Source organism: Streptomyces sp. NPDC001914 (genome assembly GCF_042891215.1).
GTDB lineage: Bacteria > Actinomycetota > Actinomycetes > Streptomycetales > Streptomycetaceae > Streptomyces.
Map to the genome: position 1 here is coordinate 51,256 of NZ_JBIASW010000020.1, position 18,301 is coordinate 69,556.

The following is an 18,301-nucleotide window of genomic DNA, read 5'->3' on the forward strand; positions in this document are numbered from 1 at the left end:
CGTACGGGTACGGCGCCCGAGGTGATCCCGGGCCCGCTTGCGACCCGGAAAACGAGGTGCCTCCGCCGCACGGCCGCCGCCGTGCTGGAAGTGCTACCCCCACTTCGGGCGTCGTACCCGACTGTCTCGCCCCCTGATCAGCACCGGCCCCCACCGGCACTGTTCATCAGAGTACGGGCGGGGGCGGAGAGCGGAAGCCAATTTGCAGAACTGGTTGGCCAGCGCGTTTAGGGTGAGCCGTATGTTTCATATCGAGACAGGAGAAGACAAGGAGCGTCGGGATCTGCTCCGCAGATCGCTGCTGGACACGAACACGGCGGCGTCCCCGGTGCTGCGCGAGCTGCGCGGAACCCCAGGTGAGCGGGAACTCCCGCTCCACGTCTGGGCCTTGGACGAGGACGGCGGCCTGGCCGGCGGGCTGGTGGGCCACACCTGGACGACCTGGCTGCACGTCACCTATCTGTGGGTCGACGACCGCCACCGCGGCACCGGTCTGGGCACCCGGCTCCTGACCGAGGCCGAACAGGCCGCCACCGAACGCGGCTGCACCGCGGCCCGCCTGGAGACCTGGGACTTCCAGGCCCCGGACTTCTACCGCAAACAGGGCTACGAGGTGGTGTCCGTGATCCCGGACTACCCCCCGGGAATCACGGAGTACACCCTGACGAAGCGGTTCTGAGCCAAACGTTCAGCCGATCCGCCGGGCCCCGGCCGAAGGGACGGCGGGGAAGACCCGCGGAGCGGTGAAGCCGGCCTCGGCGAAGGCCTCCACCACGGCCTTGGTGACCCCGTCGATGTCGGCGGACTCCACCAGCACGACGGCGGACCCCCCGAACCCGCCCCCCGTCATACGGGCCCCCAGCGCACCGGCGGAGTTCGCCGCCGACACGGCGAGATCCAGCTCGGCACACGAGATCCGCAGATCGTCCCGCAGCGAGGCATGACCGTCCGTCAGGACCGGCCCGATCGCCCGGACGTCCCCCGCGTCCAGCAGGGAGACCACCCGGTCCACCCGGTGGTCGTCGGAGACGACGTGGCGGACGTAGCGGCGCACCCGCTCGTCGGAGAGGCGGGCGAGGGCCGCGTCCAGCCCCTCGTACGGGACATCGCGCAGATGGGACACCCCGAGCTGCCGCGCCCCCTCCTCACAGCCCGCACGCCGCTCGGCGTACGCCCCGTCGCCGAGCGCGTGCTTCACCCGGGTGTCGACGACGAGGAGTTCGAGGCCCTGGGAGGCGAGGTCGAAGGGGATCTGGCGGATGGAGAGGTCACGGCAGTCCAGGTGCAGGGCGTGGCCCTCGGTGCAGCACGCCGACGCCGTCTGGTCCATGACCCCGCAGGGCACGCCGACGAAGTCGTTCTCGGCGCGCTGGGCGAGCCGTGCCAGCTCGGGCCGGGTGAGCCCGAGTCCGTAGAGCTCGTCGAGGGCGAGGGCGGTGACGACCTCCAGGGCCGCCGAGGAGGACAGCCCGGCCCCGGTGGGCACCGTGGAGGCCAGATGGATGTCCGCGCCGCCGACGGCGTGGCCCGCCTCGCGCAGCGCCCACACCACACCCGCCGGATAGGCGGCCCAGCCGGTGTCCGACCGGGGCGTCAGTTCGTCGACGCGCAGCTCGACGACGGGTCCCTCGATGTCCGCCGAGTGCAGCCTCAGCACTCCGTCGGACCGGCGGGACACCGCCGCGACCGCCGTGTGCGGCAGCGCGAACGGCATCACGAACCCCTCGTTGAAGTCCGTGTACTCGCCGATCAGGTTGACCCGGCCGGGCGCCGCCCAGACGCCCTCGGGCGCGGCCCCGTACAGCTCCTCGAAGCCCTCACGTACCCCCACCTGCTCCACGCTTTACCCCTTCGCCGTGCTGTGCTGTGCGAACTCCCACGCGTCCGCGACGATCCCCGCGAGATCCGCGCGGGACGGGTTCCAGCCGAGCTTCTCCCGGGCGGTCTCGGCCGAGGCGACCAGGATCGCCGGGTCCCCGCCGCGGCGCGGTGCCATGACCTCGGGGATCGGGTGTCCGGTCACCTGGCGCACGGTCTCGATGACCTCGCGGACGGAGAAGCCGTTGCCGTTGCCGAGGTTGCAGATCAGGTGCTCGCCGGGGGCCGCGGCCGAAAGGGCCAGCAGGTGCGCCTCGGCGAGGTCCGCGACGTGGATGTAGTCGCGGACGCAGGTGCCGTCCGGCGTCGGGTAGTCGTCGCCGTAGACGGAGATCGCGTCGCGGCGGCCCTGCGCGACCTGGAGGACGAGCGGGATGAGGTGCGACTCGGGGTCGTGCCGCTCGCCGCTCTCGCCGTAGGCGCCGGCCACGTTGAAGTAGCGCAGGGAGACCGCGCCGAGTCCGTGCGCCGCCGCCTCGCCGGTGATCATGTGGTCGACGGCCAGCTTGGAGGCGCCGTAGGGGTTGGTGGGCCGGGTCGGCGCGGACTCCACGATCGGGGTGGTCTCGGGTTCGCCGTAGGTCGCTGCGGTGGAGGAGAAGACCAGCGTGCGCACGCCCGCCTCGCGCATCGCGGCGAGCAGGGCCATGGTGCCGCCGACGTTGTTGTCCCAGTACTTCTCGGGCTTCACCACGGACTCGCCGACCTGCGAGAACGCGGCGAAGTGCAGGACCGCGTCGTAGGAGGAGTCCAGCCACTTGGCGGCGTCGCGGATGTCGCCCTCGACGAAGGCGGCGCCGGCGGGCACGCCCTCGCGGAATCCGGTGGAGAGGTTGTCGAGGACGGTGACCTCGTGGCCCGCCTCGAGCAGGTGGCGCGCGACCACGCTGCCCACGTAGCCGGCTCCACCCGTGACCAGGTACTTCCCACTCATGTACTCGCTACCTCTCGCAGTCGCTGAGCCGCGGTCTCCGGCGGCACGTCGTTGATGAACACGTTCATGCCGGACTCGGAACCCGCGAGGAACTTCAGCTTGCCGGAAGTGCGGCGAATGGTGAAAAGCTCGAGGTGGAGCGCGAAGTCGTCCCGGTTGACGCCTTCGAACTCCTCCAGCGGGCCGAAGGGAGCCTGGTGCCACGCCGCGATGTACGGCGTCGGCGGCTCGCCCGTCCCGTCCTTCCCACCGTCCGGTCCGTCGAAGATCCGGTCGAAGCGCCTCAAGAGTTCCAGATAGACCTGGGGGAATTCTGTGCGCGCGTCCTCGTCGAGGCCGAGCAGGTCGGGCACGCGGCGGCGCGGGTAGAGGTGGACCTCGTAGGGCCAGTGGGCCGCGTACGGGACGAAGGCGACCCAGTGGTCGCTCGACAGGACGATCCGGGAGCCGTCGGCGAGTTCTCGTGCGAGGACGTCGTCGAACAGATTCTCCCCGCCGGTCGCCTCCTTGTGCGCGGCCAGGGAGCGCAGCATCAGTGCGGTACGGGGGGTGGTGAAGGGGTAGCCGTAGATCTGCCCGTGCGGGTGACCGAGTGTCACACCGATCTCGGCGCCGCGGTTCTCGAAGCAGAAGACCTGCTGGACGGAGGGCAGATGGGAGAGTTCGGCGGTGCGGTCCGTCCAGGCCTCCAGGACGAGGGCCGCCTGCGCCTCCGTCAGGTCCGCGAAGGACGCGTCGTGGTCGGAGGTGAAGCAGACGACCTCGCAGCGGCCGGAGTCTCCGGCGAGCGAGGGGAAGCGGTTCTCGAACACGACGACGTCGTACGAGGATTCGGGGATCTCGCTCAGCCGGTCGCCCGAGGACGGGCACAGCGGGCACTCGTCCGCCGGGGGGTGGTAGATGCGCCCCTGGCGGTGCGAGGCGATGGCCACCGAGTCGCCGAGCAGCGGGTCGCGGCGCACCTCGGAGGTGGTGACGGTGGGGTCGAGCGGGCGCCGGTCCACCGCGTCGCGCACCTGGTCGTCGCCCGCGTCGTAGTAGATGAGCTCACGACCGTCGGCGAGCCGGGTCGAGGTCTTCTTCACAGTCGGACTCCCCATCAGCACCCGATCAAACCTTCAAACATAACCGAACACAACAAACCACAAGCCACCAGCACAGTCAACGTCACAATCAAACAAAGGTCACCATCAGGAGGGTGCATCTGCTGAATGCGGAGGCATAGATTCCGGTCCGATAGGTTCATGCGACGAAGCGAGTTCTGATGCAGTCCCCCACACATCCGCTCCAAGCCGGCACCCTGCTCGCCGCCGAGCTGCGTCTCCCCACGAACGCACTCGACTACACAATCCTCGGCATCTACTTCGTGGTCGTCCTGGGCATCGGCTTCGCGGCCCGCCGCTCGGTGCGGACGAGCCTCGACTTCTTCCTGTCCGGCCGCTCACTGCCCGCCTGGATCACCGGTCTCGCGTTCATCTCGGCCAACCTCGGGGCCACCGAGATCCTCGGCATGGCCGCCAACAGCGCGCAGTACGGCGTCTACACCGTGCACTGGTACTGGATCGGCGCCATCCCGGCGATGGTCTTCCTGGGCCTGGTGATGATGCCGTTCTACTACGGCTCCAAGGTCCGCTCGGTTCCCGAGTTCCTGCTCCTGCGCTTCGACAAATGGGCGCACCTGCTGAGTTCGATCCTGTTCGCCTTCGCCGCCGTCCTCATCGCCGGCGTCAACCTCTACTCGCTCGCGATCGTGGTCGAGGCACTGCTCGGCTGGCCGCAGTGGGTGGCGATCGTCGTCGCCGGGTTCTTCGTCCTCGCGTACATCACCCTCGGCGGGCTCTCCTCCGCGATCTACAACGAGGTGCTCCAGTTCTTCGTGATCCTGGCGGCCCTGATCCCGATCGCCGTGGTCGGTCTGCACCGGGTGGGCGGCTGGGGCGGTCTGACCGACTCCCTCGACAAGAGCCACGGCACCGACTTCACGACGGCCTGGGGCGGCACGGGCATCGGCAGCGCCAACCCGCTCGGCGCCAACTGGCTGACCATCGTGCTCGGTCTCGGCTTCGTGCTGTCCTTCGGCTACTGGACGACGAACTTCGCCGAGGTGCAGCGCGCGCTGTCGGCCAAGAACCTCTCCGCGGCCCAGCGCACCCCGCTCATCGCGGCCTACCCGAAGATCTTCATCGTGTTCCTGGTGATGATCCCGGGTCTCGTGGCGGCTGTCCTGGTCCCGAAGATCGGCACCCCCGGCTCGGACCTCCAGTACAACGACGCGATCCCTTACCTGATGCAGGAGTTGCTGCCGAACGGTGTCCTCGGCATCGCGGTGACCGGCCTGCTGGCCGCGTTCATGGCGGGCATGGCGGCCAACGTCTCGTCCTTCAACACGGTCTTCACGACCGACATCTGGGCCAAGTACGTGGTCAGGGGCCGGGAGGACGGCTACTACGTGCGCTTCGGCCGGCTGATCACGGTGATCGGCGTGCTGGCGTCGATCGGCACGGCCTTCCTGGCCTCGTCCTTCTCCAACATCATGAGCTACCTCCAGACGCTCTTCTCCTTCTTCAACGTGCCGATGTTCGCGGTCTTCATCATCGGCATGTTCTGGAAGCGGGCGTCGGTGAAGTCGGGCTTCTGGGGCCTGCTGACCGGGACGACGGCGGCGATGGTGAACTACTTCGTCCTCTACAAGCAGGGCGTCGTCGGCTTCCCCTCCGACCAGGGTGCCAACTTCGTCTCGGCGATCGTCGCCTTCGTGGCCGGCGGCGTGGTGATGGTGGGGGTCTCCCTCTTCACCGCCCCCAAGCCCGCGCCCGAGCTGGAGGGCCTGGTGTACGGCACGGTCTCCCCCGGCATGGCCGAGCCGCCGGCCGCCGGTGACGACGCCTGGTACCGCAGGCCCGCGCTGCTGGGCTGGGGTGCTGTGATCCTGGCCGCCGCCTGCTACATCCCGTTCTCGTTCTGATCCCGTTCCGACGAGTCCGGCCCGTCCCGACGAGGGAGAATCGAGAAGCTATGTCCGACTACTCGGAAAACGACGTCCAGCGCGAGGTCGCGGAGCTCGAGAAGCAGTCCACGACCGCCGCCCGGCTGTTCGACATCCGCCGCATCATCGGCGGACTGTTCGTGATCTACGGCGTCATCGTCACCATCGCCGGCATCACGGCCTCCGACGCCGACCTCGCCAAGGCCGGCGACATCAACATCAACCTCTGGACAGGCCTCGGCATGCTCGCCCTCGGCCTGTTCTTCCTGGCCTGGCTGTGGCTGCGGCCCCTTCCGGCTCCGGCCCCGGAGAGCCCGGCCGAGGAGCACGCTCCGCCGAAGGACTGACTCCCGCACCCGGGGCCGGAGTTCAGCACGAACTCCGGCCCCGGCACTGGAAAGCGGCTCGGACCTGGCCCTTTACGCCGCGACACCTCTGTGATCTCCTTCGCCAGAACAGGTACGGACGGCCTCTGGGGAGGGGCCGTGGGGCAGGGGAGAGTCAGCGATGGACACCGCCACGGTGGAGACGGTTCAGCCATGCCCGGAGTGCGGGGCCGAGGTCCGATGCGACGCCCGGTTCGTCACGTGGTGCGCCGCCTGCGACTGGAACGTCGATCCGGGACGGCCGGAGGAGAAGCGGGGACGGCTCGCCAGGGCCCGGCGTGCCCTGGCGCAGCGGCACGGTGAGCGACTGCTGGCGGAGCTGAACTCCGGCGGGAGCCTGCGCGCCCGACGCGACTCCGCGACCGTCCTCGCCGTCGCGGTCGCGGTCATCGTCCACGCCCTGACCCTGTCCCTGACCGCGGGCGGCATCTGGCTCCTTGTCCGAGGATGGGGCGGCTGGGAAATGGTGCCGGGCGCCTTCCTTCTCGCCCTGGGGTGGTCGCTGCGGCCCCGGTTCGACCGGCTGCCGACGAACACCCCCGTGCTGCACCGTGCCGACGCACCTGAACTCTTCGCGCTCGTCGACGAGATCGCCCGCGTGGCCGGCACCCGCGGTGTCGACGCCATTGCCCTCGATGCCGAGACCAACGCGAGCGTGCAGAGCTACGGCGTGCGGGGGCGGCGGCTGCTCACCCTGGGGCTTCCTCTGTGGGAAGCCCTCACACCGCAGCAGCGGATCGCGCTGCTGGGTCACGAAATGGGCCACTACGTCAACGGGGACACCCGCCACGGCCTGGTCGTCGGAACCGCCTTCAGTTCGTTGACCACCTGGCACTACTACTTCGAGCCGGTCGACTTCGAGCCGCTCGACGACTCCGGCCCGCTCATGCTCTTCCTCAACCTGCTCTACGCGCCGCCCCGTCTACTCGTCCGCTGCGTCCTGGCGGTCCTGGACCGGCTGACCCTCCGTGCCTCCCAGCGGGCCGAATACCTCGCCGACCGCGTCGCCGCCCGAGCCGGGTCCACCCAGGCCGCGCTGGAGCTCATGGACCGGCTGCTGATCTCGGATTCAGCCGCTGTGACACTCCGGCGCGAGGTCAACCGCGCCGCCCTGAACGGCCCGCGCGGCAGGCAGCAGACCACGGCCTGGGCAGAGGAGCTGTGGGGACGCGTCGTCACGGACCTGGCGTCGATTCCGGACCTCGAGCGCGAGCGTCTGCGCAGGGTCGGTGTACTTCGGGGCCACAGCGTCGACGCGACCCACCCTCCGACCCATCTGCGCCACGCGTGCCTGCTGATCGGGGACACCGAACCCCCGGCCGTCGTGGCCGACGACGAGCGGGAGCGCCGGATCGCCGGGGAACTCGCCGACGCGCGGGTGAAGGTGGCCCGGCGGATCCTCCAGGACGGTTACTGAGACCGCCGCCGGGGCCCGCCGTGGCGTCCCTTCCCTCTCACGCGGGAGAAGTACGGGTGAGAGGGAAGGGTGAGGTGTATGACCGACAAACTCACTGTCAGTGTTCTCGGCACCGGCATCATGGGGGCCGCCATGGCCCGCAACATCGCACGGGCCGGGCACGGTGTCCGGGCCTGGAACCGCACCCGGGCCAAAGCCGAGCCGCTGGCCGCCGACGGCGTGCACGTCACGGACACCCCGGAGGAGGCCGTGCGGGGCGCCGACGTCGTCCTGACCATGCTCCACGACGGTCCGGCCGCCCTCGACGTCATGCGCCGGGCCGCACCCGGGCTGCGGGCGGGGGCCGTCTGGGTGCAGTCCACGACCGCCGGGACCGAAGCCCTCGCCGAGCTCGCCGGGTTCGCCGGCGCGCACGGGCTCCCCTTCTTCGACGCACCCGTCCTCGGGACACGCGCACCCGCGGAGGCCGGACAGCTCACCGTGCTCGCCGCCGGTCCGAGCGCCGCCCGCGACACCGTGACGCCGGTCTTCGACGCCGTCGGCGCCCGTACCGTGTGGACCGGCGAGGACGGCGCGGCGGGCAGCGCGACCCGGCTCAAGCTCGTCGCCAACAGCTGGGTCCTCGCCGCCACGGCCGCGACCGGCGAGGTGCTGGCCCTGGCCGAGGGTCTCGGAGTGGACCCGGAGGACTTCTTCGGTCTCATCGACGGCGGCCCGCTCGACATGGGCTATCTGCGGGCCAAGGCCGACCTCGTCCTGACGGACCGGCTGTCCCCGGCCAGCTTCGCCGTGACCACCGCCGAGAAGGACGCCCGCCTGATCGTGCGCGCGGGACAGCGGCACGGTGTGCGTCTCGACGTCGCCGAGGCCGCCGCCGAACGCTTCGCCCGCGCCGGTGCCCTCGGTCACGGGGACGAGGACATGGCCGCCGCGTACTTCGCCAGCTTCGAGGAGGGGAAGCCCCCTTCCTCGTAGCCCCGCCCACGCGTGAACCCGCGGCCGGGTCCGGCCGCGGACCGGCGGTCCCTGGACCCGGCAGCTCCCAAAGCCGGCGGCCCCTGGGACCCGTACGTCTCAGCGGGTGGTGTCCGGGTGGCCGAGCGGGGTCTTCTGGGCCGGGATCGGGCCCGCGCGGTCCAGCAGGCCGGTGCGGGCCGCCAGTGCCGCCGCCTCCAGGCGGGAGCCGACGCCCAGTTTCATCAGGACCCGCTGGACATGGGTGCGGGCCGTGGACGGGGCGATGCCCATCCCGGCCGCGATCAGCCGGGTGTCCTCACCGTCGGCGACCCGCACCAGGACCTCCACCTCCCGGGGTGTGAGCATCTGGAGCAGCCGCTGGCCCTCGTCGTCGGGCTGGGCCGCGGGGTTGAGCAGTTCGCTGAAGGCACCCTGGAGCAACTGCGGGGCCACGGCCGCCTCACCCGCCCGCGCCTTCATGATCGCGCGTTCGACACCCTCGATCCGCTCGTCATGGCGTACGTAGCCGGAGGCGCCGGCGGCGAACGCGGCCGCGATCCCGCGCGGGTTCGGCACCGGTCCGAGCACCAGGACCGCCACCTGCGGGCGCTCCCGTTTGATCCGCACCACCGGGTCGAAGATCCCCGGTTCCGCGGGTGCCGCCGTGCCGATCAGGCACACCTCGGGTGCCCGTGTGATCACCAGTTCCGCCGCCCCCGCGGCGGGCGCCGCCGCGGCGAGCACCCGGTGCCCGCGCAGCTTCAGTGCCGAGGCCAGCGCCTCGGCGAGCAGTCGGTGGTCGTCGACCACCATCAGCCGGACTCCCATCAGGCAACCCCCCAGTCCCCCCGAACATCCCCACTGGTTCCCCGTGGATCAGGAGCCCCCCGGCTCTCCATCCCCCGGAAGCTACACGCTTGTTCGACGTTGCGCTTCCCCTACTGGAGAGAAGTGCCCCGGAATATCGAAATCCCACCCAATAGGAAGTGATGCGGGGTACGTGTGCGGCCCCGTCCCTGAACAGGGACGGGGCCGCACACGGTGTTTCGGCCCGAACAAATCAATCCGGGGAAACGATCACCGCATTCTTTCGAAGATGATCACTTTGGTTCACTCGAAAGGTGACGGTTACTTCGTTCCGAAGGCGATCGCCAGGTACTCCTTGTCCGTCGCGGAGGTCGGCTTGTCCGCGTAGACCTGGGACATGTACAGCCGGCCGTCGCCGTAGAGGATCTCGGCGTAGTCCGGGAGCATGCTCGCCTCCGCGTCGCGCGTCGACTGGGTGGCCGGGTTCTCCATCAGCTTCGTCTCCTTGAAGGAGGTTCCGTCGATGGAGACGATCTGCCCGCCCTTGTCGTACGGCGGCCGCTTGTACGCGAGGAGGTTGGTGCCGTCCATGCGCAGCGGGGTGATGCTGTAGCCGTCGCCCGCGTCCGCGCGCTGTCCGGTCTGCTTGCCGGTGGCCAGGTCGAAGGCGACGATCTCGTTGGTCCGGCTGTAGTCGCCGGAGCCGTCGTGCTCCTCCGTCGGGACGTACAGCTTGTCGTTGCCGACGGCGAGCGACTTGCAGAACTCGATCCGGGTGATGCCGTCGCACTTGGCGGCGTACGTCTTGCCGGGTGCCGAGATCTTCGCCCGCAGCTTGCCGGTCTTGTTGTCGATCGAGAAGAAGTCCGAGATGCCGCTGCCGTCACCGGCGGAGTCACCGACGTCCGCCGCCACGACCAGCGGGTCGGTGGAGACGACGCTGGCGTACTCGATGCCGGGCGACATCTTGTACTCGGAGAGCACCTTCCCGGACTTCGGGTCGATGGTCTGGATGTGGAGCTGGCGCGTGCTGCCGTACTCGCCGCACTTGCGGACCGCGACCAGCTTCTCGCCGCCGCCGTAACCGGAGTCGTAGCAGCTGTCGCCCGTCTTCGGGGCCCACAGCGCCTTGCCGGTGGAGATGTCGAACGCTCCGCCGCCGCCGGTGCTGCCCGCGGCGACCGTGTTCCCGCTGATCGTCACGTTGTCGAGGTTGATCTCCTGGTCACCGGACTTGATCGTCCGGGTCCAGAGCTTCGCGCCCGCGTCGAGGTCGATCGCGGCGAGCTGGGTGCATCCGTGCGAGGGCTGCGCCTTGGTGGGCATGGCCGGCTCGTAGATGATCGCCGAGCGGTTGGCGTCCGTGCTGTGCCGGCTGGCCTGGCACACCGGGCCGGGGAGCTTGATCGTCCAGGTCTTGGCGCCGGTCGTCGGGTCGTAGCCGTTGATCTCGGCGATGCCGGTCTTGGCGTACACCTTGTCGGTGAGCCAGGAACCGGCCGTGGTCACGCTGTTGACGTCCTTGGCCACGGCAGGCGCGGGCACCTGGAAGAGCAGGTCGGAGCTGGTGTTCGCCGGCACCTTCTCCCCGCCGTCGCCGCCCTTCTTGTCACCGCCCTTGCCGTCGCCCTTGCCACCGGTGCCGCCCGATCCGCCGGCACTGTGCTTGGTGCCGCCGCCGGAGTGCTGCGAGTACACGACACCGCCGCCGACGATCAGCGCGATGAGCACCACGGCCGCCACGACGATGAGGAGCGGGGCGTTGTTCCTGCGCCCGCCGCCGCCCTGCGGGGCCTGCGGCTGCATCGGCATGGTCGGCGGCTGCGGGTAGCCGTACGGGCTCGGCTGACCGGGGGCGCCGTACGGGGCCTGCGGCTGGCCCGGGTAGCCGTAGCCGGCCTGGCCCGGAGGCGGCGTCTGCGGATAGCCGTACGGCTGCTGCGGGGACGCGGGCGGGGGCGTCTGGGGGTAGCCGTAGCCCGCGCCCGCGGCGGGCGGCGGAGGGGTCGGCGGGCCGAACCCGCCGGCGGCCGGGCCCGGGTCCTGCGGAGCGCCGAAGCCCTGGGCGGGCGGGTCCTGCGGGGCACCGAAACCCTGCGGAGGCGGGTCCTGCGGGGCACCGAAACCCTGCGCGGGCGCTTCCTGCGGGGCGCCGGGCTCGGGGTCTGCCCCGCCCGGACTCTGCTGCGCGCCCGGGGAGGGTTCCTGCGGTGCGCCGAAGCCCTTCGGGGGCTCGTTCGGCGGCGGGGGCGGCTGACTCATGACGTGAATACCTCGGAATGCGTGGGGACGGCGGGCCTGTGCGCGTGCGGGACGCGGGGGAACGGGGCGGGGGCGTCGGTCACTTGCCGTAGGCCAGCATCAGCTTCTCCTTCGCCTCGTCGTTGCCCGTCAGCCGGGTCGTGGAGATGTAGAAGCGTCCGTCCACGAAGTCGACGGCCTTGGAGTAGAAGCCGGCCTCGATGGCCGCCGTGCCCTGCGGGTTCTGGAGCAGCTTCGTGGGCGTGTGGCCGGTGCCGCCCGTCGGGATCGACACGACGCGGCCGCCGCCGTCGTAGGACGCCTCGACATAGGCGACGAGCGCGCCGCCGTCCGTCTTCATCGGCATCATGGTCGCGTCCGTCGGGGACTTGACGCGCCACTTCTCCTTGCCGGTCGAGAGGTCGAACGCGACGATCTCGTTCGGGCCGGTCTTCGCCTCGGTCGGCAGATAGAGCGTGTCGGCGTCGGCGACGGCACCGAAGCAGCCCGTCAGATCGCGGTCGAGGATCGCGAAGCCGCACTCGGGCGCGAAGCCGTCGTCGCTCTTGAGCTGCGAGCGCAGGTCGCCGTTGTCGTTCAGGACGGTGATGTTCACCGTCTTCTTCGCGTCGTTGGTCAGGTAGAGCACGACCGGGTCCACGGAGTAGGCGCGTCCGACCCGCCAGCCCTTGGGGATCTTCTTCGTCCACCGGACCTTGCCGGTGGCCGGGTCCAGTTCCTGCACCTCGTCGTGCTCGGTGCTGCTGCCGGCCCCGCAGGAGGAGACGGACAGCAGCTTGGGGCCGCCCGCGAATCCCGCCGGGTAGCAGCCGGAGCCGTACTTCTTCTTGTCCCACAGCTTCTTGCCGCTGGTGACGTCGTACGCCGTTCCCGACATCGAGCGGCCGACCGTCAGCGTCTTGCCGGTGATGGACAGTTCGAGCGAGATCGTGCTGTCGAACAGCTCGCCCTCCGAGACCTTCGCGGTCCAGCCCTTGGCGCCGGTGTTCAGGTCGATCTGCTGGAGCTGGTTGCACTTCGCGCTGCTGGCGGAGCCGCTCATGTAGGCGACGACGATCTTGTCGTCGGCCGTCTTCTGCGGGGTGGCCGCGCAGATCTTCTCCGGGAACGTCACGGCGTCCCAGGCCGGCTTGCCGTCCTCGACGCCGTACGCGAAGAGCTGCTTGTACGCGGCCTTCACCGCCGCCTTGCCGGTGATCCACATGCCGGGGGCGTCGGCGCCCGAACCGGGTGCGTCCGGCGCCGACTTGTACCAGAGGACCTTCGCCTCGCCCGCCTTGCGGCCGGCGTTCAGGTCCTCGTTCTCCTCGCCGCCGTCACCGCTGCCGTCGCCGGGGTTGACCGGATCGTCCGAGGCGGGCGCGGACACGGACGGGCTGTGGCTCGGGCTCTTCTCGGCGACGGGCTTCTTGTCGTCACCACCGCTGGTGACGGCCCAGACGGTGCCTCCGACGACGAGCAGACCCGCCACCGCGGCGGCGATCACGAGCGCGGGCTTCCCCTTGAAGGGGTTCTTCGAGCCGCCGCCGGGACCACCGGGCTGCGGGGTGCCGGGTGCGCCCGGGTAGGGCGCCTGGGGCGGATAGCCGTACCCCTGCTGCTGACCGTATCCGTAGGGTCCGGGCTGCCCGTAGGGACCCGGCTGCTGCGGCTGTCCGTACGGGCCGGGCTGCTGCGGCTGTCCGTACGGACCCGACTGGGTGTAGGGGCCGGGCTGCTGCGGGTATCCGTAGCCGGGCTGCGGGGGCCCGGGGGGCGGCGTGCTCTGGGGCGCGGGCGCCTGGGGCGGCTGCGCGGGAGGAGGGGGCGTGCCCTGGGGCGCGCCGAAACCGGCCTGCGAGCGCGGGTCGGGCGATGCGCCGGCACCACCTGCCGGCGGCTGGTCCTGCGGTGCTCCGGAACCGCCCTGCGGCGGCTGACTCGGCGGCTGACTCATCAGCGCGTCCCCCTCTTCACTGATGTGACCCCTCACCGGCGGCGCCGGATTCGCGCCTCGTCCGGTGGATCTCAGACTGTTCTCAGACCGCTCTTTCTATCACTCCAGGGGGCGCGGGCAGGGGGCCGGTGCGCGCCCTGTTCCCAAGGGAGGACCGGGCTGTGATGCCGTCGTTACGCGTCTTCACGCACCCTTCACGCCGGGCGCGCGGGGCGAGTTCACCGCGGCGGGACGGCCGTCGCGAGGGGCGCTCTCGGCAACTCGGGGGCGCGCGGCGGCACTTGCGTGCCCTTGGAACGGGCCGCGCACGCCGGACCCGCACGCCGGACCCGTACGCCGGGTCGGCGACGCCCCCGCGCCCGGGAGGCCGCGCACGTCGAAGCCCCCGGCTCAAGCAGGTTCCGGTCGTCGAGCCCACCGGCTCAAGCGGGCACCCCGGGTCGGGGGCTTCCCCGCCCGAGCAGGTGCCGCGCGTCGGGGGCTTCCCCGCCCAGGCAGGTGCCGCTTGTCGGGGGCCTCCCCTCCCCAGCAGGCGCCGCACGCCGGGCTCCTCCCGGACCGAGCGGGCACCGTGCGTCGGAGCCCCCGGCTCGAACGGGCGTCGCGTGCGGGGGCCTTCAGGGTCCGAGCGGGCAAAACAGCCCGGTCGAGGGGCGGTTGCCCCTCGCGTCACGCGTCCGGTCCTCCGCGTCACGCGCCCGCCGCGTCACGCGTCCTCGGCCAGCTCCAGCCAGCGCATTTCCAGTTCCTCCCGCTCGCCCGCCAACTCGCGCAGCTCGGCGTCGAGTTGGGCGACCTTTCCGAAGTCGGTGGCGTTGTCGGCGATCTGGGCGTGCAGCTTCGTCTCCTTCTCGGAGATCTTGTCGAGCTGCCGCTCGATCTTCTGGAGCTCCTTCTTCGCGGCGCGGGCGTCGGCGGCCGAAGCGGCCTTCGCCGGGGCGGGGGCGGAGGCGAGCACGGTGGCCGCTGCCGCCTCCTCCATCTTCCTGCGCCGCTCCAGGTACTCGTCGATACCGCGCGGAAGCATCCGCAGGGTGCCGTCACCGAGGAGCGCGAAGACGTTGTCCGTGGTGCGCTCGATGAAGAAGCGGTCGTGGGAGATCACGATCATGGAGCCGGGCCAGCCGTCGAGGAGGTCCTCGAGCTGGGTGAGGGTCTCGATGTCGAGGTCGTTCGTCGGCTCGTCGAGGAAGAGGACGTTGGGCTCGTCCATCAGCAGGCGCAGGATCTGCAGCCGGCGGCGCTCACCACCGCTGAGGTCGCCGACCGGCGTCCACTGCTTCTCCTTGTTGAAGCCGAACGTCTCGCAGAGCTGCCCCGCGGTCATCTCGCGCCCCTTGCCGAGGTCGACGCGGTCGCGGACGGACTGGACGGCCTGGAGGACCCGCCAGGTGGGGTCGAGTTCGCCGACCTCCTGGGAGAGGTAGGCGAGCTTGACGGTCTTGCCGGTGACGATCCGGCCGGCGGCGGGCTGCTTCTCGCCCTCGGTGCGGGCGGCCTCGGCGAGGGCCCGCAGCAGGGAGGTCTTGCCCGCGCCGTTCACGCCCACGAGACCGACGCGGTCACCGGGGCCGAGCTGCCAGGTCAGGTGCTTGAGCAGCACCTTGGGCCCGGCCTGGACGGTCACGTCCTCCAGCTCGAAGACGGTCCTGCCGAGACGGGAGTTGGCGAACCGCATCAGCTCGCTCTTGTCGCGGGGCGGCGGCACGTCGGCGATCAGTTCGTTGGCGGCCTCCACGCGGAAGCGCGGCTTGGAGGTACGGGCCGGGGCGCCGCGGCGCAGCCAGGCCAGCTCCTTGCGGACCAGGTTCTGCCGCTTGGCCTCCTCGGTCGCGGCGATGCGCTCACGCTCGGCGCGGGCGAACACGTAGTCGGAGTAGCCGCCCTCGTACTCGTAGACCGCGCCCTTCTGCACGTCCCACATCCGGGTGCAGACCTGGTCGAGGAACCACCGGTCGTGCGTCACGCAGACCAGGGCGGAGCGGCGCTCGCGCAGGTGCCCGGCGAGCCAGGCGATGCCCTCGACGTCCAGGTGGTTGGTGGGCTCGTCGAGGACGATCAGGTCCTGCTCGTCGATGAGGAGCTTCGCCAGGGCGATGCGGCGGCGCTCGCCGCCGGAGAGCGGGCCGATCACGGTGTCGAGGCCCTGCGGGAAGCCGGGCAGGTCGAGACCGCCGAAGAGACCGGTGAGTACGTCCCTGATCTTGGCGTTGCCCGCCCACTCGTGATCGGCCATGTCCCGGATGACCTCGTGGCGCACGGTGGCCGTGGGGTCGAGCGAGTCGTGCTGGGTGAGCACGCCGACGTGCAGGCCGCCGGAGTGCGTGACCCGGCCGGTGTCGGGCTCCTCCAGGCGGGCCAGCATGCGGATCAGGGTGGTCTTGCCGTCACCGTTGCGGCCGACGACGCCGATGCGGTCGCCCTCGCTGACGCCGAGGGAGACTCCGTCGAGCAGCGCACGGGTGCCGTACACCTTGCTGACGGACTCGACATTGACCAGGTTGACGGCCATTTCTCTCCTGACAAGCGGGACGATCGACCCTCGAGGATCGACCCTCAAGGGTAGTCCGCGCGGCGGGCGTCCCCCGCCGCGCGTCCGGCGTCCCCTCAGCCGAGCACGGTCGCCCCGGGCGCCGGGGACCGGGTGACGCGGACCGCGCGGCAGGTGCCGGAGGCGTGGAGTGCCTGGCCGATGGTCCGCGCCGACTCCGCGTCCGGCGCGAGGAACGCCGTGGTCGGACCCGACCCGGAGACGAGCGCGGCGAGCGCGCCGGCCGCGCGGCCCGCCGCGAGGGTGTCGGCGAGGGCCGGGAAGAGGGAGAGCGCCGCGGGCTGGAGGTCGTTGGAGACGGTACGGGCGAGCGCGTCGGCGTCGCCCTTCGCCAGCGCGTCCAGCAGGTCCTGCGAGGCGACCGGCTCGGGGACGTCCCGGCCCTCGTTCATCCGGTCGAACTCCCGGAAGACCGCGGGGGTCGACAGTCCGCGCTCGGCCATCGCGAACACCCAGTGGAAGGTCCCGCCGACGTCCAGGACGCGCAGCTTCTCGCCGCGGCCGGTACCGAGCGCCGCCCCGCCCACCAGGGAGAACGGCACATCGCTGCCCAGCTCGGCGCAGATGTCGAGGAGTTCGTCGCGGGAGGTGTTCGTGCCCCACAGGGTGTCGCAGGCCAGCAGCGCGGCCGCTCCGTCCGCGCTGCCTCCGGCCATGCCGCCGGCGACGGGGATGTCCTTGGCGATGTGGATGTGGACGGCGGGGTCGACGCCGTGACGGCGGGCGAGTTCCAGGGCGGCGCGGGCCGCGAGGTTGGTGCGGTCCAGGGGCACCTGGCCGGCGTCCGGGCCCGCGCAGGTGACACGCAGCTCGTCCGCGGGGGTGATGGTCACCTCGTCGTACAGGCCGACCGCGAGGAAGACGTTGGCCAGGTCGTGGAAGCCGTCGGGGCGTGCGCCGCCGACCGCGAGCTGGACGTTGACCTTGGCAGGGACGCGTACCGTCACCGTCTCCGTCACGGCTGGGTCGACTCCTCGTTCTCGGGGGCGTTCTCGATGGTGCCGCTCTGCGTGGCGTCGCTCCCGGCGTAGTTCCGGCCGGTGCCGGTGTCGCCGCGCTCCGCCGTCGCGCGGTTCTCCGCGATGCGGACGAACTCCTCGACCGTCAGCGACTCGCCGCGGGCCTGCGGCGAGATCCCGGCGGCGACGAGCGCGGCCTCGGCGGCGGGCGCGGAACCGGCCCACCCGGCGAGGGCGGCGCGCAGCGTCTTGCGGCGCTGGGCGAAGGCGGCGTCCACCGCGGCGAACACCTCGCCCTTCGTGGCCGTCGTGCTGATCGGCTCGGTGCGCCGGGTGAGCGCGACGAGACCGCTGTCCACGTTGGGCGCCGGCCAGAAGACGTTGCGGCCGATCGATCCGGCCCGCTTCACGTCGGCGTACCAGTTCGCCTTCACCGACGGCACGCCGTACACCTTCGAGCCGGGCGGGGCGGCGAGCCGGTCGGCGACCTCCGCCTGGACCATCACGAGGGTGCGCTCGATGGTCGGGAAGGTGTCGAGCATGTGCAGCAGGACGGGCACGGCGACGTTGTACGGGAGGTTCGCGACCAGCGCGGTGGGCGGCGGGCCGGGCAGCTCCTGAACCTGCATGGCGTCGGAGTGCACCAGCGCGAAACGGTCGGCGCGCTGCGGCATGCGGGCCTGGACCGTCGCCGGGAGCGCGCTCGCGAGGACGTCGTCGATCTCGACGGCGACGACCCGGTCCGCCGTCTCCAGCAGGCCGAGCGTCAGCGAGCCGAGGCCGGGGCCGACCTCCACGACCACGTCGTCGGGCCGCACCTCCGCGGTCCGCACGATGCGGCGCACGGTGTTCGCGTCGATCACAAAGTTCTGGCCGCGCTGCTTGGTGGGCCGGACGCCGAGGACGGCCGCGAGTTCGCGGATCTCGGCGGGGCCCAGGAGGGCGTCGGAGGTGGGGCTGGTCACGAGCCAAGGGTACGGGGGGCCGGACCCCGGCCGTGCAGCCGCGGCCCGGCGGCACGGGTACCGACCACACGGCCACCGGCCCGCCGCCATGTCTGCGGGCCTTGCGACGACAGGCCCGCAGACATGTTGACGTGCCTTGCGGCCACCGGCCCGCCCCGCGGACACGGGCCAGGCGACACCGGCCCGCCGACACGCATACCGGCCGAACGGTCACCGGCGCTCGGTACCGGTGGCGGCGTACGGCACCCCGACCCGCGGTGCCG

14 protein-coding genes are annotated in these 18,301 nt (G+C 71.3%); 5 read left to right on the top strand and 9 right to left on the bottom strand.

Features of this window, described 5'->3' with window-relative positions; genetic code table 11:
• Positions 1-241 precede the first annotated feature (241 nt).
• On the top strand, positions 242-679 hold the full coding sequence (locus tag ACFYYF_RS36440) for a GNAT family N-acetyltransferase (protein ID WP_388782618.1): 438 nt from the start codon (positions 242-244) through the stop codon (positions 677-679).
• Positions 680-688: 9 nt separating this feature from the next.
• On the opposite strand, the gene galK is transcribed toward ACFYYF_RS36440, so the two are convergent.
• Genes galK through galT form a run of 3 tightly spaced genes read right to left on the bottom strand, consistent with a single transcriptional unit; the run spans position 689 to position 3,897 of the window.
• Positions 689-1,831: a galactokinase gene (gene galK, locus ACFYYF_RS36445; protein WP_361684117.1), complete on the bottom strand. Its 1,143-nt coding sequence runs from the start codon at positions 1,829-1,831 to the stop codon at positions 689-691.
• Positions 1,832-1,843: 12 nt separating this feature from the next.
• Positions 1,844-2,812 carry a UDP-glucose 4-epimerase GalE gene (galE, locus tag ACFYYF_RS36450; RefSeq protein WP_388782620.1) on the bottom strand — a complete coding sequence of 323 codons (969 nt, stop codon included), beginning with the start codon at positions 2,810-2,812 and terminating at the stop codon, positions 1,844-1,846.
• Positions 2,809-3,897: a galactose-1-phosphate uridylyltransferase gene (gene galT, locus ACFYYF_RS36455; protein WP_365482614.1), complete on the bottom strand. Its 1,089-nt coding sequence runs from the start codon at positions 3,895-3,897 to the stop codon at positions 2,809-2,811. Before galT ends, galE begins: the two co-directional genes overlap by 4 nt.
• Before the next feature lie 179 nt (positions 3,898-4,076).
• Here galT and ACFYYF_RS36460 point away from each other — a divergent pair, with 179 nt between their 5' ends.
• The 4 genes from ACFYYF_RS36460 (at position 4,077) to ACFYYF_RS36475 (ending at position 8,576) form a co-directional block, all read left to right on the top strand.
• A complete protein-coding gene (locus ACFYYF_RS36460) occupies positions 4,077-5,777 on the top strand; it encodes a sodium:solute symporter family protein (protein WP_365482612.1) in 1,701 nt (566 codons plus the stop codon).
• 50 nt (positions 5,778-5,827) lie between these two features.
• Complete coding sequence (locus ACFYYF_RS36465; protein ID WP_388782623.1) at positions 5,828-6,145, top strand: hypothetical protein; 318 nt, start codon at positions 5,828-5,830, stop codon at positions 6,143-6,145.
• 160 nt (positions 6,146-6,305) lie between these two features.
• On the top strand, positions 6,306-7,601 hold the full coding sequence (locus ACFYYF_RS36470) for a M48 family metallopeptidase (protein ID WP_388782625.1): 1,296 nt from the start codon (positions 6,306-6,308) through the stop codon (positions 7,599-7,601).
• Positions 7,602-7,679: 78 nt separating this feature from the next.
• Positions 7,680-8,576, top strand: a complete 897-nt coding sequence (locus ACFYYF_RS36475; RefSeq protein ID WP_388782628.1) for an NAD(P)-dependent oxidoreductase — start codon at positions 7,680-7,682, stop codon at positions 8,574-8,576.
• A 99-nt stretch (positions 8,577-8,675) separates the two neighbouring features.
• On the opposite strand, the gene ACFYYF_RS36480 is transcribed toward ACFYYF_RS36475, so the two are convergent.
• From ACFYYF_RS36480 to rsmA, 6 genes are all read right to left on the bottom strand, one after another.
• Complete coding sequence (locus tag ACFYYF_RS36480; RefSeq protein WP_388782631.1) at positions 8,676-9,386, bottom strand: LuxR C-terminal-related transcriptional regulator; 711 nt, start codon at positions 9,384-9,386, stop codon at positions 8,676-8,678.
• Between the two features lie 300 nt (positions 9,387-9,686).
• Positions 9,687-11,627: a PQQ-binding-like beta-propeller repeat protein gene (locus tag ACFYYF_RS36485; RefSeq protein ID WP_388782634.1), complete on the bottom strand. Its 1,941-nt coding sequence runs from the start codon at positions 11,625-11,627 to the stop codon at positions 9,687-9,689.
• A gap of 79 nt (positions 11,628-11,706) precedes the next feature.
• On the bottom strand, positions 11,707-13,563 hold the full coding sequence (locus ACFYYF_RS36490; RefSeq protein ID WP_388782637.1) for a PQQ-binding-like beta-propeller repeat protein: 1,857 nt from the start codon (positions 13,561-13,563) through the stop codon (positions 11,707-11,709).
• Between the two features lie 706 nt (positions 13,564-14,269).
• The gene (locus ACFYYF_RS36495; protein WP_388782640.1) at positions 14,270-16,075 is read right to left on the bottom strand and encodes an ABC-F family ATP-binding cassette domain-containing protein; all 1,806 of its coding nucleotides are present in this window, start codon (positions 16,073-16,075) and stop codon (positions 14,270-14,272) included.
• A gap of 95 nt (positions 16,076-16,170) precedes the next feature.
• On the bottom strand, positions 16,171-17,073 hold the full coding sequence (locus ACFYYF_RS36500; RefSeq protein ID WP_388782643.1) for a 4-(cytidine 5'-diphospho)-2-C-methyl-D-erythritol kinase: 903 nt from the start codon (positions 17,071-17,073) through the stop codon (positions 16,171-16,173).
• A complete protein-coding gene (gene rsmA, locus ACFYYF_RS36505; RefSeq protein ID WP_388782646.1) occupies positions 17,070-18,038 on the bottom strand; it encodes a 16S rRNA (adenine(1518)-N(6)/adenine(1519)-N(6))-dimethyltransferase RsmA in 969 nt (322 codons plus the stop codon). Before rsmA ends, ACFYYF_RS36500 begins: the two co-directional genes overlap by 4 nt.
• Positions 18,039-18,301 lie beyond the last annotated feature (263 nt).